This window comes from Primorskyibacter sp. S87 (genome assembly GCF_049801055.1).
GTDB lineage: Bacteria > Pseudomonadota > Alphaproteobacteria > Rhodobacterales > Rhodobacteraceae > JBNAGF01.
Genome location: NZ_JBNAGF010000007.1, coordinates 1 through 25,702 on the forward strand (window position 1 = coordinate 1; position 25,702 = coordinate 25,702).

A 25,702-nucleotide genomic window follows, 5' to 3' on the forward strand; every position below is an offset into this window, starting at 1 on the left:
GCTTTGTTGCACAAATCCTGTGAGGATGGGACTTCCCCTTTCCCCGGACGGATTTAGCCTACGGCTTCTGTGACGGGAATGCCAAGAGCGGTATAGCGGTTGAGGACTGCGACACGGATTTGGATCTCTGCGACCTGCCGATCAAAGTCTCTCGCCATGAGACTTTGCCCCATCAGCTTCACACAGTGCATCTTGGTCTCGACACGGCTTCTTCGGTGGTATCCGCTCCATTGTCGCCAAATGGCGCGGCCCAAGTATCGTGAGGCGTTAACCGCTTCGTTCCGGGCGATGGCTCCGGCGCTGCTGGGTTTCCACGGCTTGGCGTTCTTACGCGGCGGAATGACAGCGTGGGCATTCCGGGCGGCAATCGCGTCATGGCATTTGCGCGTATCATAGGCCCCGTCGCCGGTTACTGATCCGATGTCCTGGTCGTTGGGGATCTGGTTCAGCAACTCAGGCAACATGGGCGCGTCACCGATGTTGCTGCTGGTAACCTCGACCGCTCGAACCTCCAACGTTTCCTCGTCGATCCCTATGTGTATCTTGCGCCAAATGCGTCGTTTGGGACCGCCATGCTTGCGTGCGTTCCATTCGCCTTCACCTTCAGCTTTGATGCCTGTGCTATCAACCAGAAGGTTCAGCGGGCCGGTACTGCCACGATACGACAGGTCCACGTTCAGCGTCCTCTGGCGGCGGCACAGCGTGCTGAAATCGGGAACTGCCCAGTCCAGCCCGACCAACTGCAACAAGCTTTCCACAAAGCCTGTCGTCTGTCGGAGCGGAAGGCCAAACAGCACCTTGATCGTCAGGCAGGTTTGGATCGCAGCATCACTAAAGCTGTGTCGCCGACCGCGCTTGCCGCTCGGTGGCGGAACCCAGACCATATCAGGGTCAAACCAAATCGACAGCGACCCGCGCCGTCTCAACGCCTCATTGTAAGATGACCAATTCCTGGTCTTGTATTTCGTGGGGGCCCAACTGCTCATGACGCACAGCTATCACGCTGGATTCACACAGTGAATCCCTCAACCGATTTGTGCAACAAAGCCAGCCCGATATCGAAAGGTTGTAGATTTCAAATTCTGGCGAGAAAAATAGAGCAGGCGCGACGAAATTCCGAAGCCTGTCTGGTAAAGAGTTCACTGGAACGTAGACGCCGTTGACCTGAACAGATGTGTCGGCTCGCCGTCCGATGACCGTATCCAGGTTCTTCAAACATCCAGCTCCTCCACGAACCGCGCGTTCTCCTGAATATATTGGAAGCGCAGTTCGGGTTTCTTGCCCATCAGCCGTTCGACGAGGTCTCCGGTTTCGCCGGGCTCGTCCTCGTCGATGGTGACGCGGATCAGCTTGCGGCTATCGGGATCCATCGTGGTTTCTTTCAGGTCCTTGGCGTCCATTTCGCCCAGACCCTTGAAGCGCGAGACGTCGATCTTGCCTTTGCCCCCCAGTCCCTTCTCAATCCATGCGTCGCGTTCGACCTCATCAAGGCAATAGACGCGTTTCGCCCCCTGCGTCAGCCGGTAGAGCGGCGGGCAGGCGAGATAGAGATGCCCCGCGTCGATCATCGGGCGCATCTGGGTGAAGAAGAAGGTCATCAGGAGCGAGGCGATATGCGCGCCGTCCACGTCGGCGTCGGTCATGATGATGATCTTGTCATAGCGCAGGTCGTCGATGTTGAACCGGGTGCCCAGACCCACGCCCAGGGCCTGTGACAGATCGTTGATCTCGGCATTCGAGCCCAGTTTTGACGAGGCCGCGCCCAGCACGTTCAGGATCTTGCCGCGCAGAGGCAGAAGCGCCTGCGTCTTGCGGTTGCGCGCCATCTTGGCAGAGCCGCCAGCGGAGTCACCCTCGACGATGAAGAGTTCGGTTCCATCGCGGGTGTTGGCGGAGCAATCCACCAGCTTTCCGGGCAGGCGCAGTTTCTTGGTGGCTGACTTTCGGGCGGTTTCCTTTTCCTGCCGGCGGCGCAGGCGCTCTTCAGCGCGCAGGATCAGGAAGTCGAGTATCGCCCCGGCGGATTTTGTATCTGCGGCCAGCCAATTGTCGAACCGGTCGCGCACCGCGTTTTCGACCAGACGCTGCGCTTCGACTGTCGCCAGCCTGTCCTTGGTCTGGCCAACGAATTCGGGCTCGCTGATGAAACATGAGACCAGCGCACACCCGCCGGTCATCAAATCGTCGCGGGTGATCTGGCCAGCCTTCTTGTTGTTGACCAACTCGCCATATGCCTTGACACCCTTGAGGATCGCCGCCCAGAACCCGGCCACATGCGTTCCGCCCTCGGGCGTGGGTACCGTGTTGCAGTAGGACTGGATGAACCCGTCGCGCGAAGGTGTCCAATTGATCGCCCATTCCACCTTGCCGGGCGTATTGAACTTCTCCTGAAAATCGACGGTGCCAGAGAACGGCTGCTCAGCATAGGTCGAAGACCCGTTCATCGTTTCTTTCAGATAGTCAGACAGACCTCCGGGAAAGTGGAAACTGGCCTCGGTCGGTGTTTCTCCGTCATCGATCGCGGATTTCCATCTGATCTCGACCCCCGAAAACAGGTAGGCCTTTGAGCGGATCGACTTGAACAGACGGGCGGGTTTGAAACGGTGATGGCCAAAGATCTGTTCATCGGCATGAAACGTAACCGTCGTGCCGCGCCGGTTTGGGGCGGCACCGATCTTTTCCACCGGACCCAGAGGCAGACCGCGTGAAAAACGCTGCTCATAGAGCTCCTTGTTGCGGGCAACCTGCACCACCATGGAATCCGAGAGTGCATTGACCACCGACGCACCGACTCCATGCAGACCGCCCGAAGTCTGATATGCCTTGCCGGAAAACTTCCCCCCGGCGTGCAGGGTGCAGAGGATAACCTCCAGAGCAGATTTGTCCGGAAATTTCGGGTGCGGGTCGATTGGAATGCCTCGGCCGTTGTCGCGAACAGTGATGGCAAAGTCTTCGTGCAATTCCACCTCGATCCGATTGGCATGTCCTGCCACCGCCTCGTCCATGGAATTGTCGAGCACCTCTGCCACCATGTGATGCAGGGCGCGTTCGTCGGTGCCGCCGATATACATCCCCGGTCGCTTGCGCACCGGTTCCAGGCCTTCCAGAACCTCGATGGAGGAGGCGTCATAGGAATCCTGTGCAGTGCTGTCGAGTAGGTCTGTCATCTGCTGCTCATTCTTGGTGCTTCTTTGACCATGCATTAGACCATCCCCGGTCGGGCGGGGCAAGAAGGCGCGGCATCGATTGCTGTGGGTAAGGTGACGGAATGAAGCAAAACCGTTACATGTTTTGACGTGCATCAAAGCGGGTGAAACGGAAAACTGCTATCGCTCGTGCAACGATTTTGTTGACGAGGAGACATTCATGACTGCACCAGCCAAGCCGCTTTCCGCGGCATCCAAGACCGATGCATCCAAACCGCCTGTGGACAATGCGCCGCGGACCAGAGCTGCAGCGGCCAAGGTCGTTTCAGTTGAAACCGGGACTGGTGCCGCGACCGAACAAGAGGCCGTTCGGCGCCCGACCCCATCGCTCGAAGAGGTACGGGCCGCCTTTGAAAGTGGCAAGTATCCGTACGACGAAAAGATGTCCCGCAAGGACTATGAGGAGCGAAAGGCCAAGCTTCAGGCCGAGCTTCTGAAAGTGCAGCATTGGGCGCAGGAGACCGGTCAGAAATTCGTAATCCTGTTTGAGGGTCGTGATGCCGCCGGTAAAGGCGGAACGATCAAGCGCTACATGGAGCACCTCAATCCACGGTCCGCGCGAGTGGTCGCGCTGAACAAGCCCACTTGGGAGGAACAGGGTCAGTGGTATTTCCAGCGTTATATCAGAGAATTACCAACCGTTGGCGAAATGGTTTTCTATGATCGTTCCTGGTACAACCGTGCAGGTGTCGAACGGGTCATGGGCTTCTGCGAACCCAGTGAATACCTCGAGTTCATGCGGCAGACCCCGGAAGTCGAACGGATGCTGGCACGCTCAGGGATCCGCCTTTACAAGTATTGGTTCTCGGTGACCCGGGATGAACAGTTGCGTCGCTTCAAGTCGCGTGAAACTGATCCGTTGAAACAGTGGAAACTGTCACCGATCGACAAGGCCAGCCTCGATAAGTGGGATGACTATACCGAGGCCAAAGAGGCCATGTTCTTCTACACCGACACCGCAGATGCGCCTTGGACGGTGGTGAAATCGAACGACAAGAAGCGAGCCCGCCTGAACTGCATGATGCACTTCCTGAATTCGCTCGACTACCCGGGAAAGGATCCAGAAATCGTTTCCGCGCCGGATCCGCTGATCGTGGGGCAAGCGCATCATGTGATCCACCGCTCTGATCATATTCTCGGGGCTGCGTTGCACCCGGATTCCAGGGTTAAGAGTGATTAATCTGGGCGCTGACAATCAGATCCTCTAAAGATGATCCTGCAGCCGTTTCAAAAGCGGTTGCAGGCTTTTTTGCATATTGGTTAATGCGCTCAAAGGAGTGATCCAATCCGAACGTGGCAGATCGCGCCAAACGGTCAGACCTTTGCGTCGCAACAGATCTGCATGGGCGTGATCCTTTTGATATGGAGCCGGCACCCGCTTCAGCTCAGGCTCTTCGGGCAAGAACCCCAGCCGTTCAAGTTGGACTAGAAGGGCAGAGAGCTCTGAGCCGAAGTTCCCGTCAATTGCCTGCCGCCAGTCGTCCAGACCGGTTTTCTCAAATGCCATGATACCGCCCCCGAACCGCACGTATGTCGGCGACACACCGAAGAACAGGCACGGTCCCCTGCCGGGAACACGGCCGGATGACCACAACATGTGCAAATGGGTGTGATAGGGGGTCTGATCCTTTGAAAAACGGACATCCCTGTGCGGTCGGAACAGTTTTGGCACCGATGGCACATCGGGCATCCTTGCGAATGTGGCGGACAGCTGATCAAGCAGCCGAAGCGCCGGTTGCTTGAGCTTTTGGTCGTATCTGTCCTTTTCGCCCTGAAACCAATCGCGCGAATTATTGGCTTCCAAGTCGTTCAGGAACTCTCGAGCATCGGCAATCAACGCGTGAAACGGATCATGCATCACGTTCTCCGAAGTTTGACGCCACCCTAGCATGGTCGCAGGATACCGCCAAAACGTCCCCTTGTCTGTTGATCGGGGCAGGGCTAACGCTGTCGCATGACGACTCAGGCAATGACATATGGTGGCCATGTCCGCGCCATCTCCAAACTGGGGCTTCCATTGATCGGAGGGCACCTGGCACAATTCGCCATCGGGCTGACCGATACGGTGATGCTCGGCTGGTATGGTGTCGAGGCACTGGCAGCGGTTACCCTTGCCGGGAGTTACTTTTTTGTCTTCTTCCTCATGGGGTCCGGCTTTGGCTGGGCCGTCATGCCGATGGTCGCAGCCGCCGAGGCAAAGGGCGACCAAACCAGTATCCGGCGGGCGACCCGAATGGGACTGTGGCTGTCATTGGCGTTCGCCACGCTTGTGATGCCCGTATTCTGGTGGTCTGAGAGTATCCTGCTTGCATTGGGCCAGGGCGCAGATGTCGCGGCGCGTGCGGGCCAGTATCTGCGTATCGGAGGCTGGGGGATCATCCCTGCCTTGTTGGTCATGGTGCTGAAATCCTATCTGGCTGCACTCGAGCGGACGCAAATCGTGCTCTGGATCACGGTCGCCGCTGCGGTTGTGAACGCAATTGTCAATTACGCGTTGATCTTCGGGAATTGGGGCGCTCCGGAGCTGGGTGTGGTCGGTGCGGCCATCGCAACTGTTGCAACGCAACTGGTCAGCCTTGGCGCCGTGATTTTCTATGCCGTACGGTCCTTGCCAGAGCACTCGTTGTTCCAGCGTTTCTGGCGGCCCGACTGGGAAATGCTTGGCAGCGTGTTTCGGCTCGGAGTGCCAATCGGCCTGACCAACCTCAGCGAGGTCAGCCTGTTTGCCGCGTCGACCATGATGATGGGGTGGTTCGGGACCATCCCGTTGGCGGCACATGGCATTACGCTACAGCTCACATCGGCGACGTTCATGGTGCATGTCGGGTTAAGCAACGCGGCGACGATACGCGCGGGCAATGCCTTTGGTCGAAGGGACCGGGCCCACATGGGCAAGGGGGCGATCGTAGTGACGATGATGTCGTTGGTGACAGCAGCCCTAACGATTTTCTGTTTTCTGGTCTGGCCGGAGCCCCTGCTTTCGCTGTTCATGGACAACGCCGACCCTGATCGCCCTGAGATTTTGCGGATCGGAGCGGGATTGCTTGCGGTTGCTGCACTGTTTCAACTGGTTGATGGCGCGCAAGTCATTGCTCTTGGTCTGTTGCGCGGAGTGCAGGATACCGCTGTGCCTATGGTCATCGCAGCGCTCAGCTACTGGGCGGTTGGAATACCGGTGTCATACCTGATGGGGTTTGTCTGGGAATGGCAGGGGGTCGGTGTGTGGCTGGGTCTGGTTTGCGGACTCGCTTGCGCTGGAATCCTACTGATGTGGCGGTTCTGGACCGTTGGGTTGAGTAAGGTCGGGACGCAGCCGGAAGCCGCCTGATTATCCCAGCAGAGGTCAACTCTTGGCGTCGGCCCGCATCAGCCTGTCTGCCTTTTTTCGTACCAGCACCGAGCGAAGATCGTGCATTGCCAGCAGCAAGGCATCGGTGACCTGCTCCAATTGCTCATCTGACGCCTTCGATTGAGCCCAGTGGGTCGTCTGGTTCAGGTAATCCACAGCGCGGTGGATATCGTCAATATCGCGCGTGGCCAGCAGAGCGGTTCGTTCGGCCATCCAGTTTCGGATTTCTTCAAGATCGGCCTCCGACAGTTTGCGGTTGCCATGCGGCTTGATCTCGCCATTGCGGATGTTGACCACGGCAATCTGGTCCATCTCGATCCGGCGTTGCCGGTTCTCGGTGTCCACTCGGAACACAAATGCCCCGTTCTCGCGTACGCGGAAGTAATAGTCCGGCAGCTCGGCGACCATATTGCCCTCGTCAGCTCAGCGATGCGCAGAAACGCTGGATGCGGCTGCACGCTTCTTTCAATGCTTCGTCGGACGTAGCGTAGCTGACCCTGAAGTTGGGCGAAAGACCGAAGGCCGCTCCGAATACGACGGCCACATCGGCTTCTTCGAGCAGCGCGTTGGCAAAAGTTTCGTCGTTGTCGATCTTGGTGCCGGCGGGCGTGGACTTGCCAATCAGCCCTGCGATCGACGGATAGACGTAAAAGGCGCCTTCGGGGGTCGGGCAATCGATTCCATCGATTTCGGAGAGCATTGCGACCACCAGATCGCGGCGGCGTTTGAACAACTCGGCATTCGGCGCAAGAAAGCTCTGCGTGCCCTCAAGCGCCTCTACCGCTGCCCACTGGCTGACAGAACAGGGGTTCGACGTGCTTTGGGACTGGATCTTGCGCATCGCTGCGATCAGTTGCTCGGGTCCGGCGGCGTAGCCGATCCGCCAGCCGGTCATTGCGTAGGCCTTGGAGACGCCATTGCAGGTCAGGGTCCGATCGTAGAGCCCCGGTTCAACCTGTGCCGGAGTGCAAAACTCGAACCCGTCGTAGGCAAGGTGTTCATACATGTCGTCTGTCATCACCCACACATGCGGGTGGCGCATCAGAACATCTGTCAGCGCCTTCAATTCGTCCCGGCTGTAACCGGCGCCGGTTGGATTGGACGGCGAGTTAAAGATCAGCCATTTGGTTCTAGGCGTAATGGCCGCTTCCAGCTGTGCCGGCGTAAGCTTGAAGCGGTTACCGATTGTGGTTTCAACCACCACAGGTGTGCCTCCGGCCAGAAGCACCATATCGGGGTAGCTGACCCAATACGGTGCTGGAATAATGACCTCGTCGCCCTCGTTCAGAGTTGCCATCAGCGCGTTGTACAACGTCTGTTTGCCGCCCGTGCCCACAGATACTTGGTTTGGGACATAAACCAGCCCGTGATCGCGCTTCATCTTGCTGCAAACGGCCTGCTTCAACTCGGGGATACCGTCCGGGGCCGTATACTTGGTTTTGCCGGCCGCAATGGCGGCAACCGCTGCGTCCTTGATGTTCTGCGGCGTGTCGAAATCCGGCTCACCGGCGCTCAACCCGATCACGTCACGCCCCGCGGCTTTCAGTTCGGCGGCCTTGGCCGTCATTGCGATCGTCGGAGACGGTTTAACGCGGGACAATGTCGCAGACAGGAAACTCATGGGCCACCTTGGTTTGTAACTCTGGCATGTCTGTCATAGGGTGCGCGACATGGGCGATCAAGCCGGTGCTGATGGCAATTTGGGGAGAAATCGAATGGCTGGAGAAGTTCAAGACTGGTTCGGACCCGACGCAGCAACTTTTGGCGACCGTGTTGCTGGCGCCCGCGAGGCGGCAGGGATGAACCAGAACCAGCTGGCCCGCCGTCTGGGAGTGAAGAAGGCGACCGTCGCGAGTTGGGAGCAGGATCTGGCTGAGCCGCGCGCCAACAAACTGTCGATGATGGCCGGTTTGCTGAATGTTTCGATCATGTGGCTGTTGACCGGCGAAGGCGACGGCATGGCCGGCCCCGCCGAAGAGCTGAATGCAGCGCAGGACTTGTATGAAGTTCTTGCCGAGCTTCGTGAAATCCGGGCTGAATTGCGCTCTAATGTGGAGCGGGCTGGTCGGCTTGAGAAAAAGCTACGGATGCTGGTCGAGCAGGAAAAACAATGACCGAAATCCGTGAAAACCGGATCAAGCGTTTGAAGATGCGTTCCATGCGTCGGGGCATAAAGGAAATGGATCTGATCCTTTCGGCCTATGCAGACGCAAATCTCAAAGACATGTCCGATCAGGCACTTGATCTATACGATGCGCTTTTGCACGAGAATGATCAGGATCTCTACCAATGGGTGACCGGACAGGTTCAAACCCCGGACCGCTATGGCACGCTGGTTCACGACATCTCGCAGACATTTCAGAAATAGAGGCATTTTGGTTTAACTGATTGTTCGGGTTTTCGGGTCACTTTCGGTTCAAGAAAAGTGAGTCGGAGAGACGGATGAGTATTGAAATGCCGATCGGACCGGTCGCGAACAAGAGCTTCATGACCGGATACCTCGAAGCCCTCGCATTGGTAGAACGTTTGCACCGACTGCTCCTTGACGTGATCAAGGATGAATTTGAACGCGTCGGCGTCCTGGAGATAAATGCGGTTCAAGCATTGTTACTGTTCAACATTGGCGACAACGAGGTTACCGCTGGCGAATTAAAAAGTCGTGGTTACTACCAGGGCAGCAATGTCAGTTACAACCTCAAGAAGCTGGTCGAACTTGGCTATATGCACCATCAACGCTGCGAGATCGACCGCCGGTCGGTTCGGGTGCGCCTGACACAGAAGGGCAGGGGGATCCGCGATCTGGTGGCAGAGCTGTTTTCCCGGCATGCCGAGGGTCTGGAGACACGCGGTGTCATCGACAATGAAGGAATTGAGGATATCACCGCGTCGCTAAAACGGGTGGAACGCTATTGGACCGAGCAGATACGCTACATCTACTAAAGATCGTCAGATCAGCCCTGCCGAAGCGTGATCGAAGCTTTCATTGGCCGCGGCAAAGGCACAATGTCTGGAAACAACCATGTCCCGGATAATGCGGGAATGTCGCTTACCAGTGACCGCTGCTCTCCATGCTCAGCCATGGCTCTGCCGGCTCCAGTGCGTCTCCGTTCTGCAGCAGTTCAACCGATATATTGTCGGGAGAGCGGACAAAGGCCATGCGCCCATCGCGTGGAGGCCTGTTGATGATCACTCCATTGTCCATCAGATTCTGGCAGGTTTCGTATATGTTGTCGACGCCGTATGCGAGATGCCCGAAATGTCGGCTGTCGCTAGGCAACCCTTCGTCGCCATCCCAATTGTACGTCAGTTCGATAGGCGCCTCTTCCTGACCCGGAGGCGACATGAAGATCAACGAAAACCGTCCTTCTTCACTGTCATAGTGTCGGGTCTTTCTAAGCCCGAGAAGCTCATAGAAGGCCATGCTTTTCTCAAGATCTTTCACACGCACCATCGTGTGCAGATATTTCAGGCCCATTTCCGCGACTCCCATCCCTGTTCGAGGTTTGCGGGAACTCTAGCGCCCCGCGCTGACTTGTCGAGCCAAGGAACGGGACATAAGCCAACAAAAGCTTCAGAATGCGGATTGAATGCCGAAATTCACGCCAAATCGCTTGGCGTCATACAGCGAGATATTGCTGTCGGTTTTCGATGCGGTCACACGCATTGTCGGGTTGAAGCCGTAATAGTCGATCTGATTGAAAACCATTGTCAGATCGGCCTGGATCTTGTCTTCGCGCCGCCCGTCACGGGAATGCGGCGTCACGTCATACTGCCTGTTGCGCAGCCACAACCCCAAGTGAACAGTCGCCCCCGCAACCGGTTTGGCCAGCGTCAACTGCGCACGAAGCCCGACTTCCTGAAACTCATCGACATCCAGAGAGGCCTTGGAATACGCGCCGGTCAGGTTCGTCCAAAGCCTCATGCCGTTTCGCAGAAACCGGGAATAGGAGAAATCGGCACGCAGCGTGTCGGAATCGCTTCGGGTTATGCCTTTTTGATGCTCGCCCGCGAGCCGGAAATTGATGCGTTCGGCTGATTTAAAAGTGTAACTCTGGCCTGCGCTTAGCCGAATGAAACGGGCATACTCATCCCCGCCATACCAGCTTTGGCCCAGATCAAGGTACACGCGATACTCACCTTGCCGATTGAAATTGATTCCGCGCTGACCATAGCCGAACGTGTAGGATGCAAAGGCGAAATCGTTGCCTTCCACACCGGGGGCAAGTTCCTTTGACTTGGAAGACAACGTGTAGTGGCGAACGTCCGAGGTGAACACCAGATCGTGCGCACGAGTTTCTGTCTGGGCAAAACGATAGCGGGTGGTTAGGCGGAATGCATACTCGATGCCGGACAGGGCGACCGCGGCGCCGTCAAGCTGATACTCGACCTGCTGGCCGAACAGCAGCTCTGACAGGCGATAGTTGAGAAAGGACGAGCGTTCCGATGAGCCATTGTTGATGTTTGAATCCGGCGTAATCGCAAACGAGATCCGGGTCAGCCAAGGATTCGTTGCCCGCACGTATCTGAAATCCCGGATCGCACGATTGGTCAGTTGCTCGTTTGGCGCATGTTCCACGGCACGCCGAAGCCACCACTGGGCACGTGTGCGCGCGCCCGATGACGACAGAACCTGTGCCATGGTCAGCGATGCCGCATATTTTTCGGCATCCGTTTCGGACAATTGCCAAGCCCGTCGTGCTGACGATTTGGCATGGCCGTACTGGCCAAGGCTACGGGCCGCCCCGGCATTGATCAGAAGGGCAATACGGTCATCCGGATCCCGCTTCAGCAGCGCCTCAGAGTAGGTGTAGGCGCGATCAGGCTGGCCGGATTGAAGGGCCAGACCTGCAACCTGACGCATCTGTTCGGGGTCAAGCCGAACCTCTTCGGCTGCTGCTCCCGAGATCAGGAAAAAGGCAAGAGCGGCAGCCCCGAACCATGAGCGGAGGCACCGCTTTCGCATCGACGTTCCTTAACGATAAGCAACAAAGCCGCTGGTATCACGCACACTGGAAGAAATCGGGTCCAGAGTGCTTTCCAGAACAACGATCCCGACGACTTCTTCGGCGTTGTTTCCGGAAACGATGGCGTAATAGTTGCCCTGTTCGAACACCGCGGTCTGGCCACTGCTGTCGGTGTAGTAACTTTGAACCGTGCCGAGCATTTCGCCATTGTCGTCGAGAACGCCCGGTTGCACGGTGAACACAGCAGTCGGAATGTTGCCGAGAGAGATGTTGTTGTCCTGCTCGATCCGGGAAACCACCGTGCTGGTGATATCATTGCCGCTGGCGTCATAAATGGTCCGGTTTGAAATGAAGCCGCGGACAGCATCCCCTCGTGTGCCAGTCGAATCGTTGAAATCGTCAAAGTCGATAGCCAGAGCGATGTCAGCAGTTGTGTATTCCAGGCCGCCGGCCCCATTGAAATCGCGCATGCCGGCCATCACGCCGTTATAGAGCGCCTGCCCGGTCGAGGGCAGCGTGACGCCATTGTCCCGCTGATAGATGAACCCGCCAAAACCGTAGTCCACATATGCGCCTGTCCGTACAATCGCGAAACGCGAATTTCCGGACGTCGAAACGCCATAGATCGCGCGATGCGACAATTGGTTGACCGGGTTGCCGCTGAAGCCATCCGTAACCTGCTGATCGGCCTCATAAACGGCATATGGCCCAAGGCTGCTGACCGCTGTTCCGCGCGAGTATGTATTGTCTCCGTCAAAGCCAAGATTGTCGACTGTGAAGGTATCGTTTGCGCTGTCGTAGCTCACACCTGTGGCAAAGCCGTTGCCCGTCGCCCCTGTCTGAGTGCTGGTGGGTTCGGATCGGAAGATACCAAGCGTTGGTTGCGGCGAGGCTGTTCCCGGAGGCAAGCTGCGATCGCCGTTGATCGCGGTTCCGCCATCGGTATCGGTGTTGCCGTCAGTGCTGCCGTCGCCCGAAGAGGTGTCGCTGTCCTCTGCTGCGGCGTCCTCGAACGGTGTACTTCCGCCTCCGCAAGCGGCCAGTGTAAGTGCCGCTGCGACCGCAACAATAAACTTGTTCATGACTGCCAGCCTCTGCTCGTGTTGCCATCACTTTTTTTTGCAAATTCCTGTGAACATGGAGGAAAGTCAACAAAAGAACACCCGTTTGGAGAGAATTGGGTGTCGGAATGGCGGAAATGCCATACCTTATATAGCGGTTTTCGCCTGATCCTTTCGCATATATAGTTGAGTGCGACTCATTGTGTGAAAGGATGCCTTATGCTGCTGTCGCCCGAACAAGAGGCTCAAATTGAGGCTCTGCGCGCCAATTCTCAATCCACCCTGCGAGTGGTTGCGCCGGGGATGGAAGGCCATCTTTATACTCCGCACCAAGTGCTGGATCATGGTTTTGTCCGGGTGATCGATTACATGGGTGACGATGCGGCAATCTGTCAGGCGGCGCGGGTGTCATATGGAAAAGGCACAAAGTCAGTGCAGAACGACGAGGGCTTGATCCGCTATCTGATGCGCCACTGGCATTCCACGCCATTCGAAATGTGCGAAATCAAGCTGCACGTGAAACTGCCGGTGTTTGTTGCGCGTCAATGGATCCGTCACCGCACTGCAAATGTGAACGAGTATTCGGCGCGTTATTCGATCCTTGACCGGGAATTCTACATCCCGGCGCCCGAGCACATATCGGCGCAATCCGAGGTCAACAACCAAGGCCGCGGAGACACCTTGCAGGGTGAAGAAGCCGCTCGAGTTCTGGAAATCCTCAAGGCGGACAGCGCCCGTTGCTACGACAATTATGAGGCGATGATCTCGCAGGATGGTCAGGGAGGGCTTGCCCGCGAATTGGCCCGGATGAACCTACCGGCGAACATTTATACCCAGTGGTACTGGAAAGTGGATCTCCACAATCTTTTCCATTTCCTCCGTCTGCGTGCGGATTCCCATGCACAATACGAGATCCGGGTTTACGCAGATGCAATTTGCAACGTGGTCGCGGACTGGGTGCCGGCGGCTTACCGCGCTTTCGAAGACTACAGAATGGGTGCTGTGAGCCTGTCGGCGCAAATGGTCGATTGCTTGCGCCGCCAATTGAAGGGTGAGGCCGTAACGCAGGAAAACTCGGGCATGTCGACACGGGAATGGCGCGAGTTCGAAGCGATCTTTGAAGGATAAGGAGTGGGGCTGTGCGGCGGGTGGCTCTTTTGGGGCCACACCCGCAGGTCTGGGCATTGGCAACCGGTTCCATTGCCGGGTAATGAGCGACGCAAAAAACCACACTTGGCCAGCGGATCCGGGATCCGTGGCCGGTTCGTTTCAGTGCGGATGACGCCGGGGGTCGTGTCAGAGACAACCTCCTGTAACCACCGGCCAATGCGGGGCCCGGCAAACCGGGCCGTCGCGGCAGTCTTCGGGTCTCAGAGAGCCTTGAGGTCTCCGGCCATCTGCCGGCCGTCGCGGCCGTCTTGCAACTCGTAAGAAACTTTCTGATTATCGGCGAGGCCCGTAAGACCCGAACGTTCGACGGCCGAAATGTGTACAAACACATCCTGTCCGCCCTCGTCAGGCTCGATGAACCCGTAACCCTTTGTCGTATTAAACCATTTCACGGTGCCAGTTGGCATGTCCCGTGTCTCCTTCTACTTTGAACGTCTCCCCCCGAGTTGTCGGGGTTGCTCGTGGTACAGCCGGCCTTTCAGCCGACCGGCAATTTGTCACCACGGCAAAAGTCTGAAGGGTCGATGTCCCGCGAACAAGATTGCACGGATAGTTCAAAAATCAAGAAAAAGGGGGTGCCAATGGCTCGAATGGTGGGTATTTCAGCAAAAAAGGATGGAGTCCGAGATGAAGCTCTACGGTTTAAAAACCTGTGACACATGCCGCAAGGCATTGAAAATGCTGCCGGATGCAAAGTTTGTAGATGTTCGTGCTGATGATGTTCCGTCTGATCTGTTGCAAAGAGCCGAAGTGCAATTCGGGGCGTCTTTGCTGAATACTCGGTCGACCACATGGCGCGGTTTAAGCGAGTCGGAGCGCGCTCGCCCGCCGCTGGATCTGTTGATGGATCACCCCACCCTGATGAAGCGCCCGCTGATCTTGACCGGAGAGAAACTATATCTCGGTTGGACCGCAGAAACACGGGCAGCCCTTGGAGTTGGCTGAGCGCCTACCTATCTGGGAATTCGCAGTAGGAAGGGCAGGACATGCGCAACGCAGCACTCGTTCTCGGCATTATTGCCGGAAGCATTGGAATGATAGTGGGATTCTTTGGGTTCGGTTATGTCGCTTTCATCGAACATTTCGGCGAAGTCGATGGGCTGGCTGAACAGGTGGAGAATGCCGATCTGATCCAATTGACCTCGGTGGTGGCTCCGATGCTGGCAATCGCGGGCGGGGCGATGGCGCGCTCTAGGGCATTGTGGGGCGGCGTACTGCTACTGGTTTCAGCGGCAGGAATGTATCACGCTTTTGGTTTCAACGTATTCACGATGTTCCCTGTGGCTTTTGCGGCTGTCGCAGGTGTTCTGGCATTGGCGGCCGGCAAACCGGATGAGCCGAAGGCTCACTTCTGAAATCTGACGGCCCTTGGAACAAGGGCCGTCCGTCGTGTTTCAAGCGACCGCAAGCGTTTCCGATCGACGACGCAAAAGTGCATCGACCGACAAAAAGCCTGCACCCTTGATTACGACGATTGTCAGGGTAAGAACCCAAAAAAGTCTCTGATCCATGATGACGGCATCCGGGAAACGGTCAAACCACGCACCCAATGTCTTTTCGTCTGTAGCCCCGTGGCCATAAATGTCAGTCAAAGATTGAACGATGACGAAACCGATCATTCCGAGCGCAGCAAGCCGTGTGGCCAACCCGATCACAATCAGAAGCGGGAGCAGGAATTCCGCGTAAGTTCCTGCCATTACGACCAGCCAGTGAAAAAAACCCAACTGCGAGGCGTCATAGCCAGCGGCCTCAAGCTGTTTCGGAAAGATCTGGCTGTAGGCCCCGATTGATGGTGAAAACAGGCCAAAAAGCCCGTCGCCCAGCTTGGTCAGGCCAGAGTTCCAGTAATAGATCAGAAGTGTCGCGGCAAAGGTGAAACGCGCGAACAGCGGGAGCAGCCAGTTCCCGCCCATTTCGACCATGTCGAACACCTTGTTGTGTATCGAGACAAGCAGGTTCATGACTTTATCCTTTGTGTTCGGTCGTGAGTGAAGTGATGGCATTGCCCTGCAGCAACAGGGTCAGCACGGGCCCGAGATCGAAATCCGGGTCGGTTGCCAGCGCCTTTTCATAGGCCGCCCCAAGTGTTTCCCCCTTGCTCAGGGCGGCAATCAGCTCCGCACCCCCGAGCGGCAGCAGATTGGGCGCGGGGTCAAACTCGGGTCGCGTGATCAGAACATCCTGCGCGCCCGGTGCCGGTTTCGGCGCGTCTTGCTGCATGTTGAACATCCAAATGGCGAAAATTGGCCAGGGTGAACGGACAAGTTCTGCAGAAGGGGCAAGAGCCAAAGTGGACCCCATAAGGGCCTCAGGCTCTATGCAGAGCGCTTGAGGATCGATCGCCTGGGCATCTGCGGCATGGTAGGACCGACGCAGAGCAAGCTCCATTCGGGCAACGTCCGGGAGATAGCCCAGATGCGACAGCTGTTCCAAGCCGGAGAGAAACTCGGGGAAAGCAGCGCCGTAGTGCATCATAAGGGGCGATTTCGGGGGATGCTGGCGAAGAAAGATGCCCGCCACTCCGTCCATGTTCTGCTGCCCCAGTAATTTAGCAACGACCGGAAACGCCTGATGCATGGCTTCGGTGAGCGATGCCGCGACGTTGTTACGGTAGACGTCAAAGCGACGTCCGGCAGGACGTCCGGCCGCGTCCGTCAATCCTGCGGGAACAGGTTGCGCAGGGTCCAGCAGCGCAACGGTGAAGTCATCCTGTGACCCGTTCATGTCGGAACGCGTTCCAGCGCCGCCCGGGCTCGGGCTGCCTCGGCTTCCAGAACCGGCCAGTCCGGAACATCGTTATCCCATTCGACTAGCACGGGTTTCGGCCCGGCAGTTTCCAGAACGGTATCCAACAATGCCCAGACTGGATCCACAACCGGTTGACCGTGGTTGTCGATCAGAAGGACATTGCCATGTTCGTCGGCGTCTGTGTCGTGGCCGCCAAGGTGGATTTCTTCGACGAGATCCAGTGGGTAGGCGTCTATGTAGCCTTGAGGCGAAAACGAAAGGTTGGTTGCGGAAACGAATACGTTGTTGAGGTCGAGTAGAAGCCCGCAGCCCGTCCTATCAGAGACTTCACGCAGAAAATCGGGTTCGCTCCACGTGCTTTCGTCAAAAGCCAGGTATGAAGATGGGTTTTCGAGCAGCATCCGTCGACCAACGGCATCATGCAGCTGGTCGATGTGGTCGCAGACCCTTTGCAGAGTTTCGTCGGTGTAGGGCAGCGGAAGCAAATCGTTTAGAAAATGCCCTTCATGGGTCGACCACGCCAGATGCTCCGAGAAACTGGCGGGTTTCAACCAGTCGACCAGGTGCCTGAGGCGGGCAAGGTGATCGCGGTCCAGCGAACCTTCTCCACCGATGGACAGACCGACGCCATGAACCGAGATCGGAAACCGTTCGGACAGATGACGAAGCTGTGCCAGAGGTCTGCCACCGTCACCCATGTAGTTTTCTGCGTGGATCTCTAGCCAGGAAACCGCACCCGCATTCTCGATGATCCGGGCAAAATGCTGGGGCTTATAGCCAACACCCGCGGCGGCGGGCAGTCGATCAAAGCTGCGGGTTGTGTCCAGCATAGCGGGTTCCTTGGATTGACCGGCCATATGGGGAAAGCGCGGGCCGCGTCAAACGGACCCGCGCCAGCTTTCAAACCTTATGCGGGAAGGTCGCGCTCGAGCGGTGTCAGCGAGCCTTTGCGCTGACCGCCATCTGCCATGGTAGGCAATTCCATACCCTCGCAGGAGCCGGCATCCACCAAGGTCCAGGCGTTGCCCTGATAGTCAACTGTCGATGTGCCCGCGCAGGTTGTGCCGGGGCCAGCAGCGCAGTCATTTTCACCGGCCAGCGAAACACCATAGCATTTTTCCTTGGCTTGAGCAGTGGCCGTGGTCGTGGTGGCTGCGGTCAGGGCTGCGGCAACGGCGCCGGCAACGGCAAGAGTTTTGGCTGAGTGCGACATCACGAATATCCTTTGTATGTTTGCGGAGTCGTTGTGGTGACATACAAAAGGTATCGCCTTGCGAGCAGCTCTTGAATTCACGAGCCCGTGTCTCACGAGCCCGTCAGCCACTGTTAGGGCGGTGGAGGACTGAAGCTATTGATTTTGTTTTGAATAATTTGAAGTGTTTCAATCCGGCCCAAACAGAGGGGCCGAATTGGAGGTTTGGACGCGTCGTTTGTTACAGAAGATCGGGCGCGGTTGCTGCGGTCCCGAGCTCTTTTGTTACAATGTCGAGTTCCTGCACAGACGTCTGTTTTTCACCCAGACGGCGAACAGATACCGTGCGCTCTTCGACTTCGCGATTTCCAACTGCGAGGATCACCGGAACCTTCCCGACTGAATGTTCGCGGACCTTGTAGTTGATCTTTTCGTTGCGAATGTCGGCCTCGGCTCGCACTCCGGCGGCTTGCAACTCTGCGACGACCTCGTGCACATAGTCGTCCGCTTCCGAGGTGATCGACGCAACAACGACCTGGCGCGGGGCGAGCCAGAACGGCAGCTTGCCTTCCCAGTTCTCGATCAGGATGCCGATAAAGCGTTCGAACGAGCCCAGGCAGGCGCGGTGCAGCATGTATGGGCGGTGCCGGTCGCCATCGGCGGCGACATAGCTGGCGCCGAGCCGTTCGGGCAGGTTCGGGTCAACCTGGAAGGTGCCGCATTGCCAAACCCGGCCGATTGCATCCGTGAGGTAGAAATCCAGCTTGGGGCCGTAGAACGCGCCGTCGCCCGGTTCCAGCGTGTAGTCGCGACCGACGGCCTTGATGGCCTTTTCCAGCGCGCCTTCGACATAGTCCCAGCTTTCGTCCGTGCCGACGCGTTTTTCGGGGCGGGTGGCGAATTTGATCTCGAATTCGGGAAAGCCCAATTCGCGGTAGACATCGGCGAGGAAGTCGATGAAGCGGGCGCATTCCTCCTGGATCTGTTCTTCGGTGCAGAAGATATGCGCATCATCCTGGGTGAACCCGCGCACCCGCATGATACCGTGCAGTGCGCCGGAGGGTTCAAACCGGGCGCAGGAGCCGAACTCGGCCAGCCGCAGCGGCAGGTCGCGGTAAGATTTGAGCCCCTGGTTGAACACCTGCACATGGCAGGGGCAATTCATCGGCTTCAATGCGTTGATCCGTGTTTCGGCGCGGTTCTTCGCGCTGGCGTCGTCATGCTCGCCATCGCGGCTTTCATCCACCTCGACGAGAAACATGTGGTGCTGGTACTTGTCCCAGTGGCCGGATTTTTCCCACAGTTTGCGGTCGACGACCTGAGGCGTGTTGATCTCGCGGTAGCCGCCAGCGCGCTGTTTGCGGCGCATGTAGTCCTGCAGCTGGGTGTAGACGGTCCAGCCGTTCGGGTGCCAGAAGACCTGGCCGGGGGCCTCTTCCTGCATGTGAAACAGGTCCATTTCGCGTCCCAGCTTGCGGTGGTCGCGCTTGGCAGCCTCTTCGAGCATGTGCAGATGCGCCTTAAGCTTTTCCTTACCGGTGAACGCAACACCATAGATTCGCTGCAGCATGGCGCGGCTGGAGTCGCCACGCCAATAGGCGCCGGCAATCGACATCAGCTTGAACGCATCGCCGGGCAGCTGGCCGGTGTGCTGTAGATGCGGGCCGCGGCAGAGATCCTGCCAGTGGCCGTGCCAATACATGCGCAGCGGTTCATCGCCGGGGATCGATTCGATCAGCTCAACCTTGTAGGGTTCATTGTTGGCTTCGTAAAAGGCGATAGCGCGTTCACGGTCCCAGATCTCGGTGGTAACGGGATCGCGCTTGTTGATGATTTCCTTCATCTTTTTCTCGATCAGGCCGAGATCCTCGGGTGTGAAGGGCTCTTCCCGGTCAAAATCGTAATACCAGCCGTTTTCTACGACGGGGCCGATGGTGACCTTGGTGGCGGGCCAGATCTCCTGCACCGCGCGGGCCATAACATGAGCAAGGTCGTGGCGGATCAGCTCGTTGGCCTGTTCCTCGTCCTTCATGGTGTGGATGGCGATCTGGGCGTCGCTGTCGATCGGCCATTGCAGATCCCAGTGCTTGCCGTTCACCGTGGCGCTGATTGCCTTTTTGGCCAGCGAGTTTGAGATGTCGGCGGCAATCTGCGCGGGCGTGATGCCTGCGTCATAGGATCGTGCATTGCCATCGGGGAAGGTAAGAGAGACTTGTTTTGAGTCCAAAGCCATGTCGGCTCTCCTCGTCGGTTTGGCGCCCACTGAACGCCCGGTTGCGGGTTATGTTGCAGCGCCCGTTTGGCAGTTGAAAACTATGCTGTCAAGCATTGTGCGTGATCCCATTCTTGGCTGCAGATCACTCATTCATCCGGGTTTTCTGCGGCTGCGTTTGTCGGACCAATGTAAAACAGTCAATGGCAACACTGCGACATTGCGGTGGGCCGTGGCGGCTTGCATGATGTGAGTGCAAGCAAATGGGGGAGTCGTCGTGGCAGCGGAAATTCTGGAGACATCACAGGGGCGGCGGCTGGCCTATAACAAGAGCGAGGGGCGAGGCCCGACCGTGGTTTTCCTTGGTGGTCTCAAGTCGGATATGGAAGGCACCAAGGCGGTGCATCTTGAAGCTTGGTGTCGGCAACGTGGGCAATCCTACTTGCGGTTCGATTACTCCGGGCATGGTGAAAGCTCGGGCAATTTCGAAGAAGGGTGCATCGGGGATTGGCACGAAGACACGATTGCCGCCGTGACCCAATTGACCGATGGGCCATTGCTGATCGTCGGATCCTCGATGGGAGGGTGGCAGGCCCTGCTGCTTGCCCGCGCCCTGCCGGAACGTATCGTGGGAATGGTCACTGTCGCCGCGGCCCCGGATTTCACCGAGGACGGATGGTGGGCCGGGTTTTCTGATGATCAGAAAGAAGCCCTGAACGCGACCGGTCGGGTCGAGTTGCCCTCGGACTATATGGAGCCCTATGTCGTCACGCGGCGAATGATCGAGGACGGCAGAAAGCGTTTGGTTTTGCGGGCTCCGCTATCTTTGCCGTTCCCCGTGCGTTGTCTGCAAGGCACGGCTGATACCGCTGTCTCGACTGAGACGGCGTTGCGTTTGCTGGATCACGCGGGCTGCGACGACATGCGCTTACTTCTGGTCAAGGATGCCGATCACCGATTTTCCGACGGACTTTGCCTTGGATTGATGGAGGACGCCATTCGGAGCGTCATGGGTGAAGGTTGATGCGCGCTTTCGGCAAGCTTTTAGGCAGGATCCTGATGTTACTTGCCGCAGTTGGTGGATTGCTGTGGTGGTTCGGCCCTTATGAAGATGTCGACCTGTCGCCGGAATTTGACCATCGCCGATTTGGGGAAGGTGTCCAAGTTTACTTCGAATCCGTCGAGAGCGCCTATGCCAAGCTGGTACCGGGCGTCGAGAAAAGGGTCATTTGGCAAGACGGTTTCAAAGAACAACGCACACCGTATTCCGTCGTTTATTTGCACGGGTTTTCCGCTAGTTCTGAAGAAATCCGGCCGGTCCCGGACAGGATTGCCGAAGCGCTTGGTGCCAATCTGGTTTATGCAAGACTTGAGGGGCACGGGCTGGATGGCGATGCTTTGGCCTCAGCCACCGCATCCGGCTGGATGCGCGACACAGCCGAAACATTGGCAGCCGGGCGAGCGGTCGGAGAGAAGCTGGTCGTGATCTCGACATCGACGGGCGGAACCCTGGCAGCCGCGGCGGCCTTGCACCCTGAATTGTCCCGAGATGTGGCCGCGCTGATATTTGTATCGCCGAATTTCGGGGTAAATGACCCGAATGCATGGGTGTTGACCCTGCCGGCTGCCCGTCACTGGTTGCCGATGGTACTTGGTGGCGAGCGGACGTTTGAGGCGGCAAACGAAGCGCAGGCAACTTATTGGACCAATGCCTATTCCTGGTCTGCGCTTGCCCCAATGGCCGCGCTGGTCAAGGCAGTGGTCGCGCTTGATTTTCGCCAAGCGGGTATCCCGGCATTGTTTCGGATCTCTGATTCCGACACGGTCGTGCGACCTGATCTCACCCACCACATCGCCGGGCTCTGGGGAGCCGACGCAACCGTGCACGTTGTTGAAATGGGTGAGGGCGATGATCCATCCTCTCACGTGATAGCGGGGGACATCATGTCACCGGGGCAAACGGACATCGCAGTCAAGGATATGTTGATGTGGTTGGCGCAGATCGGAGTTCAATGATGGAACAGAGGGTCAGCCTGATCACGATCGGGGTATCCGATATGGACCGCGCCGCAGCATTCTACGAGAAAATGGGCTGGCAACGTGTCCAAAGTCCTGACGACGTCATTGCTTTTGATCTGATCGGGCAGACACTGGGGCTGTATCCGCTTGACCGGCTGGCGGATGAAATGGGCCTTACAGCAGGTGATCTGGGGCAGGGCGCGCTCACGCTGAGCCATAATTGTCATTCCGAAGAAGACGTACGCACTATTCTGGAAGACGCCAGATCGGCCGGGGCAGATATACTGAAAGAAGCTCAACCGGTGTTCTGGGGCGGCTTTCACGGCTATTTCCGCGCTCCTGGTAACACCATTTGGGAGGTTGCGTATAACCCGTTTTCGATGCTGGGGCCGACAGGTGAATTTCGGTGGAATGGTTATGGGTAACCACACCCAAAAGAGAGGCCGGTAATGCGTCGACCGGGCAGCATGTGGAGCCTGGAAACACTAGGGCGGGTGCGTCTTTCCCGGCATTTTTTCATGCGCGACTTTCTTTACTCCGAGATCGGCAACTTTCACGCACAACAGAACATTCCGGATGTTCCTGATCTGGCATTGGAAACCGGACGGGCGCTGTGTGAGACCCTGCTGGATCCTTTGGAGGAGACCTTCGGCCGTGTTGCAGTTAGATCCGGATACAGATCACCTTCTCTGAACCGATTTGGAAACGAGAGAAAGCTGAACTGCGCCCGAAACGACAATCCTTTGGAATGTCACATCTGGGACCGCGGAACAGGCGATGACAGGATCGCGGGGGCATCCATCGTCATCCCGTGGTTTGCCGACCGATATACACAAGGCCGGGACTGGCGTGATCTGGCCTGGTGGATGCACGATCATCTGAATTACTCCGAAATCTGGTTCTTTCCCAAGCTTTGCGCGTTCAACCTCGTCTGGCGCCCGCACCCGTTGCGGCGGATAGACAGCTATATTGCACCGCGTGGCACATTGCTGGCGAGCGGTGCCGAACCCAGCGAAAACCGCGCCCGGCGACAGGCGCGATACGCAGATTTTCCACCATTTCGCGGAATATCTTATCCGTGACGTTTCACTTGCATGAATGCGGTTTCATGCTCAATCTCCAGAAAAACCCCAATCTGGCGTCGAGTGTGACTTTCCCTTCGATAGAACCAGCGCAAGGAGCAGTTTTATGATTGAACCTCTGGTCATGTTGCCGGGCATGATGTGCGACGCACGGGTGTTTCAGCATCAGTTCATCGAATTGTCACAGGACCGCGCTGTCACCGTGGCCCCGATCACGCAGGGGGAGCGGATCGAAGAGATCGCCTCGGGACTTTTGGATCAGTTGCCGCCGCGCTTTGCTCTGGCAGGGCTGAGCATGGGTGGTATCGTGGCGATGGAACTGGTTCGACGCGCACCGGATCGGGTTACCCGGTTGTGTCTGATGGATACAACGCCGCTTCCGGAAACGCCGCAGGTTGCCTCGATGCGGGAACCGCTGATTGTTCGGGCGCGGGTTGGAAACTTCGAAGACGTGATACGAGAGACACTGAAGCCGGAATACCTTGCTCCGGGCCCTCAGCGGTTGGACGTGCTCGACAGGGTAGTCGAGATGGGTATCGCATTGGGGCCGGAAATTTATGTCCGCCAGAGCCGCGCCTTGCAACGCCGCCCGGATTTGCAAATCGGGTTGCATCGGGTAAAGGTGCCGACATTGATCCTGTGCGGGGCGTACGATGGCATGTGCCCGCCACAACGCCATAAGGTGATGGCAGATCTCATCACCGGTGCAGAGCTTCTGGTTCTGGAAGGGTCGGGGCATCTGCCTACACTAGAGCAACCCGAAGCCGTGACCGATGCCATGCGTCGCTGGCTGGATCAGGACCGACCCGAAGGATAAAGCGCCGCTCGCTCGGCCTTGGTCAGTTGATAGACGTCAGCTACTGGTGCTCCACCCGGGTCAAAAAAAGGTGTCTGTTTCCAGCGTCCGGTTATGCGGTTCATCAGCATCTGTCCAAGAATGTCGCTGATCATGCGGCCCTTGCCTTCTGTTTTTCTGGTGCCGTCCGGTTGCGGAACCGACACGCGGATGACAATCGGTCCCAGTTTGTCCTGATCCTCAACACGTTTGGTGTGAAGCGTGGAAAACGCAAGTTTGGGGCTCGCCAGCGTATTGAACAGCGGAGCATTGCAGCAGTCGGCATACCAGCGCAGTGGTCCCTTGGGGGACAGCCGGAATACCGCCAGATGGTCCGCACCTTGGGTAAAGGTTACGGTATCGGGCGCAGTTTGGAAAAGGTCTGCCGGCTCTGTAGCGGGGTCGGGCCGGCCAAGATGAAGTTCAGCCGCCCGACAGTCGGGGCAATAGCAAACGACGTGATTGCCGCGAACCGGAGAAAGCTCGCCGCGCACGGTTCCACAGTCACAGGAAAAGGCAAGCGGTGTGGTTGGCGCATTGCCATCCGCACCGCTCATGATCAAGCCGCCGTGGTCTTGCCGCGAACCGGCTTCAGCTTGGGCTGCCGCTTGCTGTTGGCGTTCATAAAGTCAATGACCAGCGGACGAATGTTGTCGCGCCACGATCTGCCAGCAAAGATGCCGTAGTGGCCGGCTCCGGGCTCGAGGTGGTTGGCCTTTTTGCTGTCGGGAAGTCCGGTGCAGAGATCAAGCGCAGCGACGCATTGTCCGGGTGCCGAGATATCGTCTTTTGCCCCTTCGACCGTTTTCACGGCGACGTCGGTAATCGCTCCGATATCGACTTTGTGTCCGGCAACAACAAACTCGTTCCGGGCAATCTCGCGGTTCTTGAAGATCCGTTCGACAGTTGAAAGGTAGAATTCTGCCGGCATGTCCATGACAGCAAGATACTCGTCATAGAACCGGTTGTGGGCATCGTGGTCCGAGGCCTCACCACGCATCACGCGTTGGATCTGATCCTGAAAGGCTGCTGAGTGGCGCTCGGCGTTCATCGACATGAACGATGCCAGTTGCAGAAGGCCTGGATAGACCATGCGGCCGACGCCCTTATATTTGAACCCGACCCGCTGGATCATGGTTTCTTCCAATTGGCCCATCGTTACACGGCGTCCAAAGTCGGTCACTTCGGTGGGCGTCGCATCCGGATCGATCGGTCCTCCGATCAGTGTCAGTGACAGCGGCTGGGCCGCAGGGTCCTGCTCGGCCAGGTATGCGGTCGCAGCCAGGGTCAACGGCGCAGGTTGGCAGATAGCAACGACATGGGTGTCCGGGCCCATCTCGCGCATGAAATCGACCAGATAAAGTGTATAGTCCTCGACGTCGAACTTGCCTGCTGAAACCGGAATGTCGCGAGCATTGTGCCAGTCGGTGACATATACTTCGCAGTTGACCAGAAGGCTTTTGACGGTGGACCGCAGCAGCGTTGCGTAATGACCCGACATCGGCGCAACAAGCAGAACCTTGCGCGGCTGGGTCTTTCGTCCGCTTACCTTGAAGTGAAGCAGGTCGCCAAACGGGCGCTCCATCACGGTTTCGATATCGACCAGATGGTCCTTGCCATCTTCACAGGTGAATGTGCGAATGCCCCAGTCGGGCTTGACTGTCATGCGCTGAAAAGTGCGCTCGGTCACTTCACCCCATGCGGAAATCCAGTTGAATGCCGGGTTCGGCACCATGCTGAACAACGGGTACGACGCCATGGACAGCGCAGTGGCACCCAACCATTGGTTGGTGTTGCGCATCGTTTCCATCAGATCGTACGTCATCATATAGCGCATAGAGTTCTCCAGATGTTACACCGGCAA

At 57.5% G+C, this 25,702-nt stretch carries 29 protein-coding genes; 13 read left to right on the forward strand and 16 right to left on the reverse strand.

Annotated elements, in window-relative coordinates:
- Positions 1-53: 53 nt before the first annotated feature.
- Both ACP15U_RS12895 and parE read right to left on the reverse strand, forming a co-directional pair.
- Complete coding sequence (locus ACP15U_RS12895) at positions 54-986, reverse strand: IS5 family transposase (RefSeq protein WP_425043710.1); 933 nt, start codon at positions 984-986, stop codon at positions 54-56.
- Between the two features lie 225 nt (positions 987-1,211).
- Positions 1,212-3,167, reverse strand: a complete 1,956-nt coding sequence (gene parE, locus ACP15U_RS12900; protein WP_425045558.1) for a DNA topoisomerase IV subunit B — start codon at positions 3,165-3,167, stop codon at positions 1,212-1,214.
- Between the two features lie 199 nt (positions 3,168-3,366).
- Here parE and ppk2 point away from each other — a divergent pair, with 199 nt between their 5' ends.
- A complete protein-coding gene (ppk2, locus tag ACP15U_RS12905; RefSeq protein ID WP_425045559.1) occupies positions 3,367-4,386 on the forward strand; it encodes a polyphosphate kinase 2 in 1,020 nt (339 codons plus the stop codon).
- Between the two features lie 24 nt (positions 4,387-4,410).
- On the opposite strand, the gene ACP15U_RS12910 is transcribed toward ppk2, so the two are convergent.
- Positions 4,411-5,064 carry a DUF2461 domain-containing protein gene (locus ACP15U_RS12910; RefSeq protein ID WP_425045560.1) on the reverse strand — a complete coding sequence of 218 codons (654 nt, stop codon included), beginning with the start codon at positions 5,062-5,064 and terminating at the stop codon, positions 4,411-4,413.
- A 96-nt stretch (positions 5,065-5,160) separates the two neighbouring features.
- On the opposite strand from ACP15U_RS12910, the gene ACP15U_RS12915 reads away from it, so the two are divergent.
- Positions 5,161-6,534: an MATE family efflux transporter gene (locus ACP15U_RS12915; RefSeq protein WP_425045561.1), complete on the forward strand. Its 1,374-nt coding sequence runs from the start codon at positions 5,161-5,163 to the stop codon at positions 6,532-6,534.
- Positions 6,535-6,549: 15 nt separating this feature from the next.
- Here ACP15U_RS12915 and ACP15U_RS12920 read toward each other — a convergent pair whose 3' ends face one another.
- On the reverse strand, positions 6,550-6,963 hold the full coding sequence (locus tag ACP15U_RS12920; protein WP_425045562.1) for a hypothetical protein: 414 nt from the start codon (positions 6,961-6,963) through the stop codon (positions 6,550-6,552).
- Between the two features lie 10 nt (positions 6,964-6,973).
- Positions 6,974-8,176, reverse strand: a complete 1,203-nt coding sequence (locus ACP15U_RS12925) for a pyridoxal phosphate-dependent aminotransferase (protein ID WP_425045563.1) — start codon at positions 8,174-8,176, stop codon at positions 6,974-6,976.
- A gap of 94 nt (positions 8,177-8,270) precedes the next feature.
- On the opposite strand from ACP15U_RS12925, the gene ACP15U_RS12930 reads away from it, so the two are divergent.
- The 3 genes from ACP15U_RS12930 (at position 8,271) to ACP15U_RS12940 (ending at position 9,495) form a co-directional block, all read left to right on the forward strand.
- Complete coding sequence (locus ACP15U_RS12930) at positions 8,271-8,669, forward strand: helix-turn-helix domain-containing protein (RefSeq protein ID WP_425045564.1); 399 nt, start codon at positions 8,271-8,273, stop codon at positions 8,667-8,669.
- Positions 8,666-8,923: a succinate dehydrogenase assembly factor 2 gene (locus tag ACP15U_RS12935; RefSeq protein WP_425045565.1), complete on the forward strand. Its 258-nt coding sequence runs from the start codon at positions 8,666-8,668 to the stop codon at positions 8,921-8,923. Before ACP15U_RS12930 ends, ACP15U_RS12935 begins: the two co-directional genes overlap by 4 nt.
- Positions 8,924-8,997: 74 nt before the next feature.
- Positions 8,998-9,495, forward strand: coding sequence for a MarR family winged helix-turn-helix transcriptional regulator (locus ACP15U_RS12940; protein WP_425045566.1), 498 nt, complete (start codon positions 8,998-9,000; stop codon positions 9,493-9,495).
- A 106-nt stretch (positions 9,496-9,601) separates the two neighbouring features.
- On the opposite strand, the gene ACP15U_RS12945 is transcribed toward ACP15U_RS12940, so the two are convergent.
- The 3 genes from ACP15U_RS12945 to ACP15U_RS12955 form a co-directional block, all read right to left on the reverse strand.
- Positions 9,602-10,030, reverse strand: a complete 429-nt coding sequence (locus ACP15U_RS12945) for a VOC family protein (RefSeq protein ID WP_425045567.1) — start codon at positions 10,028-10,030, stop codon at positions 9,602-9,604.
- 96 nt (positions 10,031-10,126) lie between these two features.
- The gene (locus tag ACP15U_RS12950) at positions 10,127-11,518 is read right to left on the reverse strand and encodes a surface lipoprotein assembly modifier (protein WP_425045568.1); all 1,392 of its coding nucleotides are present in this window, start codon (positions 11,516-11,518) and stop codon (positions 10,127-10,129) included.
- 9 nt (positions 11,519-11,527) lie between these two features.
- The gene (locus ACP15U_RS12955; protein WP_425045569.1) at positions 11,528-12,601 is read right to left on the reverse strand and encodes a hypothetical protein; all 1,074 of its coding nucleotides are present in this window, start codon (positions 12,599-12,601) and stop codon (positions 11,528-11,530) included.
- A 198-nt stretch (positions 12,602-12,799) separates the two neighbouring features.
- On the opposite strand from ACP15U_RS12955, the gene thyX reads away from it, so the two are divergent.
- Complete coding sequence (thyX, locus tag ACP15U_RS12960; protein WP_425045570.1) at positions 12,800-13,708, forward strand: FAD-dependent thymidylate synthase; 909 nt, start codon at positions 12,800-12,802, stop codon at positions 13,706-13,708.
- 242 nt (positions 13,709-13,950) lie between these two features.
- Here thyX and ACP15U_RS12965 read toward each other — a convergent pair whose 3' ends face one another.
- Positions 13,951-14,157, reverse strand: coding sequence for a cold-shock protein (locus ACP15U_RS12965; RefSeq protein ID WP_425045571.1), 207 nt, complete (start codon positions 14,155-14,157; stop codon positions 13,951-13,953).
- A gap of 220 nt (positions 14,158-14,377) precedes the next feature.
- Between ACP15U_RS12965 and ACP15U_RS12970 the strand changes: the two genes are divergently transcribed.
- The gene (locus ACP15U_RS12970; protein ID WP_425045572.1) at positions 14,378-14,695 is read left to right on the forward strand and encodes an ArsC/Spx/MgsR family protein; all 318 of its coding nucleotides are present in this window, start codon (positions 14,378-14,380) and stop codon (positions 14,693-14,695) included.
- 41 nt (positions 14,696-14,736) lie between these two features.
- Positions 14,737-15,105, forward strand: coding sequence for a hypothetical protein (locus tag ACP15U_RS12975; protein WP_425045573.1), 369 nt, complete (start codon positions 14,737-14,739; stop codon positions 15,103-15,105).
- A 39-nt stretch (positions 15,106-15,144) separates the two neighbouring features.
- Here the strand turns inward: ACP15U_RS12975 and ACP15U_RS12980 are convergent, their stop codons facing one another.
- The 5 genes from ACP15U_RS12980 to thrS all read right to left on the reverse strand — a co-directional run bounded on the left by ACP15U_RS12980 (position 15,145) and on the right by thrS (position 19,923).
- Complete coding sequence (locus ACP15U_RS12980) at positions 15,145-15,711, reverse strand: DoxX family protein (RefSeq protein WP_425045574.1); 567 nt, start codon at positions 15,709-15,711, stop codon at positions 15,145-15,147.
- A 4-nt stretch (positions 15,712-15,715) separates the two neighbouring features.
- Positions 15,716-16,474: a putative DNA-binding domain-containing protein gene (locus ACP15U_RS12985; protein WP_425045575.1), complete on the reverse strand. Its 759-nt coding sequence runs from the start codon at positions 16,472-16,474 to the stop codon at positions 15,716-15,718.
- Complete coding sequence (locus ACP15U_RS12990) at positions 16,471-17,328, reverse strand: DUF692 domain-containing protein (protein WP_425045576.1); 858 nt, start codon at positions 17,326-17,328, stop codon at positions 16,471-16,473. Before ACP15U_RS12990 ends, ACP15U_RS12985 begins: the two co-directional genes overlap by 4 nt.
- 77 nt (positions 17,329-17,405) lie before the next feature.
- Positions 17,406-17,711, reverse strand: coding sequence for a DUF2282 domain-containing protein (locus ACP15U_RS12995; protein ID WP_425045577.1), 306 nt, complete (start codon positions 17,709-17,711; stop codon positions 17,406-17,408).
- A gap of 220 nt (positions 17,712-17,931) precedes the next feature.
- The gene (gene thrS, locus ACP15U_RS13000) at positions 17,932-19,923 is read right to left on the reverse strand and encodes a threonine--tRNA ligase (protein WP_425045578.1); all 1,992 of its coding nucleotides are present in this window, start codon (positions 19,921-19,923) and stop codon (positions 17,932-17,934) included.
- Between the two features lie 256 nt (positions 19,924-20,179).
- Here thrS and ACP15U_RS13005 point away from each other — a divergent pair, with 256 nt between their 5' ends.
- The 5 genes from ACP15U_RS13005 (at position 20,180) to ACP15U_RS13025 (ending at position 23,820) form a co-directional block, all read left to right on the forward strand.
- Positions 20,180-20,926 carry an alpha/beta fold hydrolase gene (locus ACP15U_RS13005; protein WP_425045579.1) on the forward strand — a complete coding sequence of 249 codons (747 nt, stop codon included), beginning with the start codon at positions 20,180-20,182 and terminating at the stop codon, positions 20,924-20,926.
- Positions 20,926-21,918: an alpha/beta hydrolase gene (locus ACP15U_RS13010; RefSeq protein ID WP_425045580.1), complete on the forward strand. Its 993-nt coding sequence runs from the start codon at positions 20,926-20,928 to the stop codon at positions 21,916-21,918. The genes ACP15U_RS13005 and ACP15U_RS13010 overlap by 1 nt, the downstream gene beginning before the upstream one ends.
- The gene (locus ACP15U_RS13015; RefSeq protein ID WP_425045581.1) at positions 21,918-22,346 is read left to right on the forward strand and encodes a VOC family protein; all 429 of its coding nucleotides are present in this window, start codon (positions 21,918-21,920) and stop codon (positions 22,344-22,346) included. The genes ACP15U_RS13010 and ACP15U_RS13015 overlap by 1 nt, the downstream gene beginning before the upstream one ends.
- 42 nt (positions 22,347-22,388) lie before the next feature.
- Positions 22,389-23,003 carry a hypothetical protein gene (locus ACP15U_RS13020; RefSeq protein ID WP_425045783.1) on the forward strand — a complete coding sequence of 205 codons (615 nt, stop codon included), beginning with the start codon at positions 22,389-22,391 and terminating at the stop codon, positions 23,001-23,003.
- 106 nt (positions 23,004-23,109) lie between these two features.
- Positions 23,110-23,820, forward strand: coding sequence for an alpha/beta fold hydrolase (locus tag ACP15U_RS13025; RefSeq protein WP_425045582.1), 711 nt, complete (start codon positions 23,110-23,112; stop codon positions 23,818-23,820).
- Here the strand turns inward: ACP15U_RS13025 and ACP15U_RS13030 are convergent.
- Together ACP15U_RS13030 and phaZ are read right to left on the reverse strand one after the other, a co-directional pair.
- Complete coding sequence (locus ACP15U_RS13030; RefSeq protein WP_425045583.1) at positions 23,799-24,395, reverse strand: DUF6151 family protein; 597 nt, start codon at positions 24,393-24,395, stop codon at positions 23,799-23,801. The two genes, ACP15U_RS13025 and ACP15U_RS13030, sit on opposite strands and share 22 nt — an antisense overlap.
- Positions 24,396-24,397: 2 nt before the next feature.
- Positions 24,398-25,675: a polyhydroxyalkanoate depolymerase gene (gene phaZ, locus ACP15U_RS13035; protein WP_425045584.1), complete on the reverse strand. Its 1,278-nt coding sequence runs from the start codon at positions 25,673-25,675 to the stop codon at positions 24,398-24,400.
- Positions 25,676-25,702 lie beyond the last annotated feature (27 nt).

Excerpts from the sequence above, each read along its gene's own strand:
- ACP15U_RS12930 (WP_425045564.1), top strand. The coding sequence starts at position 8,271 with ATGGCTGGAGAAGTTCAAGACTGGTTCGGACCCGACGCAGCAACTTTT.
- ACP15U_RS12995 (WP_425045577.1), bottom strand. The coding sequence starts at position 17,711 with ATGTCGCACTCAGCCAAAACTCTTGCCGTTGCCGGCGCCGTTGCCGCA.
- thrS (WP_425045578.1), bottom strand. The coding sequence starts at position 19,923 with ATGGCTTTGGACTCAAAACAAGTCTCTCTTACCTTCCCCGATGGCAAT.
- ACP15U_RS13025 (WP_425045582.1), top strand. The coding sequence starts at position 23,110 with ATGATTGAACCTCTGGTCATGTTGCCGGGCATGATGTGCGACGCACGG.
- ACP15U_RS12985 (WP_425045575.1), bottom strand. The coding sequence starts at position 16,474 with ATGAACGGGTCACAGGATGACTTCACCGTTGCGCTGCTGGACCCTGCG.
- ppk2 (WP_425045559.1), top strand. The coding sequence starts at position 3,367 with ATGACTGCACCAGCCAAGCCGCTTTCCGCGGCATCCAAGACCGATGCA.
- parE (WP_425045558.1), bottom strand. The coding sequence starts at position 3,167 with ATGACAGACCTACTCGACAGCACTGCACAGGATTCCTATGACGCCTCC.
- ACP15U_RS12970 (WP_425045572.1), top strand. The coding sequence starts at position 14,378 with ATGAAGCTCTACGGTTTAAAAACCTGTGACACATGCCGCAAGGCATTG.
- ACP15U_RS12950 (WP_425045568.1), bottom strand. The coding sequence starts at position 11,518 with ATGCGAAAGCGGTGCCTCCGCTCATGGTTCGGGGCTGCCGCTCTTGCC.
- ACP15U_RS12965 (WP_425045571.1), bottom strand. The coding sequence starts at position 14,157 with ATGCCAACTGGCACCGTGAAATGGTTTAATACGACAAAGGGTTACGGG.
- thyX (WP_425045570.1), top strand. The coding sequence starts at position 12,800 with ATGCTGCTGTCGCCCGAACAAGAGGCTCAAATTGAGGCTCTGCGCGCC.
- ACP15U_RS12980 (WP_425045574.1), bottom strand. The coding sequence starts at position 15,711 with ATGAACCTGCTTGTCTCGATACACAACAAGGTGTTCGACATGGTCGAA.
- ACP15U_RS12935 (WP_425045565.1), top strand. The coding sequence starts at position 8,666 with ATGACCGAAATCCGTGAAAACCGGATCAAGCGTTTGAAGATGCGTTCC.
- ACP15U_RS12975 (WP_425045573.1), top strand. The coding sequence starts at position 14,737 with ATGCGCAACGCAGCACTCGTTCTCGGCATTATTGCCGGAAGCATTGGA.
- phaZ (WP_425045584.1), bottom strand. The coding sequence starts at position 25,675 with ATGCGCTATATGATGACGTACGATCTGATGGAAACGATGCGCAACACC.
- ACP15U_RS12990 (WP_425045576.1), bottom strand. The coding sequence starts at position 17,328 with ATGCTGGACACAACCCGCAGCTTTGATCGACTGCCCGCCGCCGCGGGT.
- ACP15U_RS13010 (WP_425045580.1), top strand. The coding sequence starts at position 20,926 with ATGCGCGCTTTCGGCAAGCTTTTAGGCAGGATCCTGATGTTACTTGCC.
- ACP15U_RS12920 (WP_425045562.1), bottom strand. The coding sequence starts at position 6,963 with ATGGTCGCCGAGCTGCCGGACTATTACTTCCGCGTACGCGAGAACGGG.
- ACP15U_RS13015 (WP_425045581.1), top strand. The coding sequence starts at position 21,918 with ATGGAACAGAGGGTCAGCCTGATCACGATCGGGGTATCCGATATGGAC.
- ACP15U_RS12910 (WP_425045560.1), bottom strand. The coding sequence starts at position 5,064 with ATGCATGATCCGTTTCACGCGTTGATTGCCGATGCTCGAGAGTTCCTG.
- ACP15U_RS13030 (WP_425045583.1), bottom strand. The coding sequence starts at position 24,395 with ATGAGCGGTGCGGATGGCAATGCGCCAACCACACCGCTTGCCTTTTCC.
- ACP15U_RS12940 (WP_425045566.1), top strand. The coding sequence starts at position 8,998 with ATGAGTATTGAAATGCCGATCGGACCGGTCGCGAACAAGAGCTTCATG.
- ACP15U_RS13020 (WP_425045783.1), top strand. The coding sequence starts at position 22,389 with ATGTGGAGCCTGGAAACACTAGGGCGGGTGCGTCTTTCCCGGCATTTT.
- ACP15U_RS12915 (WP_425045561.1), top strand. The coding sequence starts at position 5,161 with ATGACGACTCAGGCAATGACATATGGTGGCCATGTCCGCGCCATCTCC.
- ACP15U_RS12945 (WP_425045567.1), bottom strand. The coding sequence starts at position 10,030 with ATGGGCCTGAAATATCTGCACACGATGGTGCGTGTGAAAGATCTTGAG.
- ACP15U_RS12925 (WP_425045563.1), bottom strand. The coding sequence starts at position 8,176 with ATGAGTTTCCTGTCTGCGACATTGTCCCGCGTTAAACCGTCTCCGACG.
- ACP15U_RS12895 (WP_425043710.1), bottom strand. The coding sequence starts at position 986 with ATGAGCAGTTGGGCCCCCACGAAATACAAGACCAGGAATTGGTCATCT.
- ACP15U_RS12955 (WP_425045569.1), bottom strand. The coding sequence starts at position 12,601 with ATGAACAAGTTTATTGTTGCGGTCGCAGCGGCACTTACACTGGCCGCT.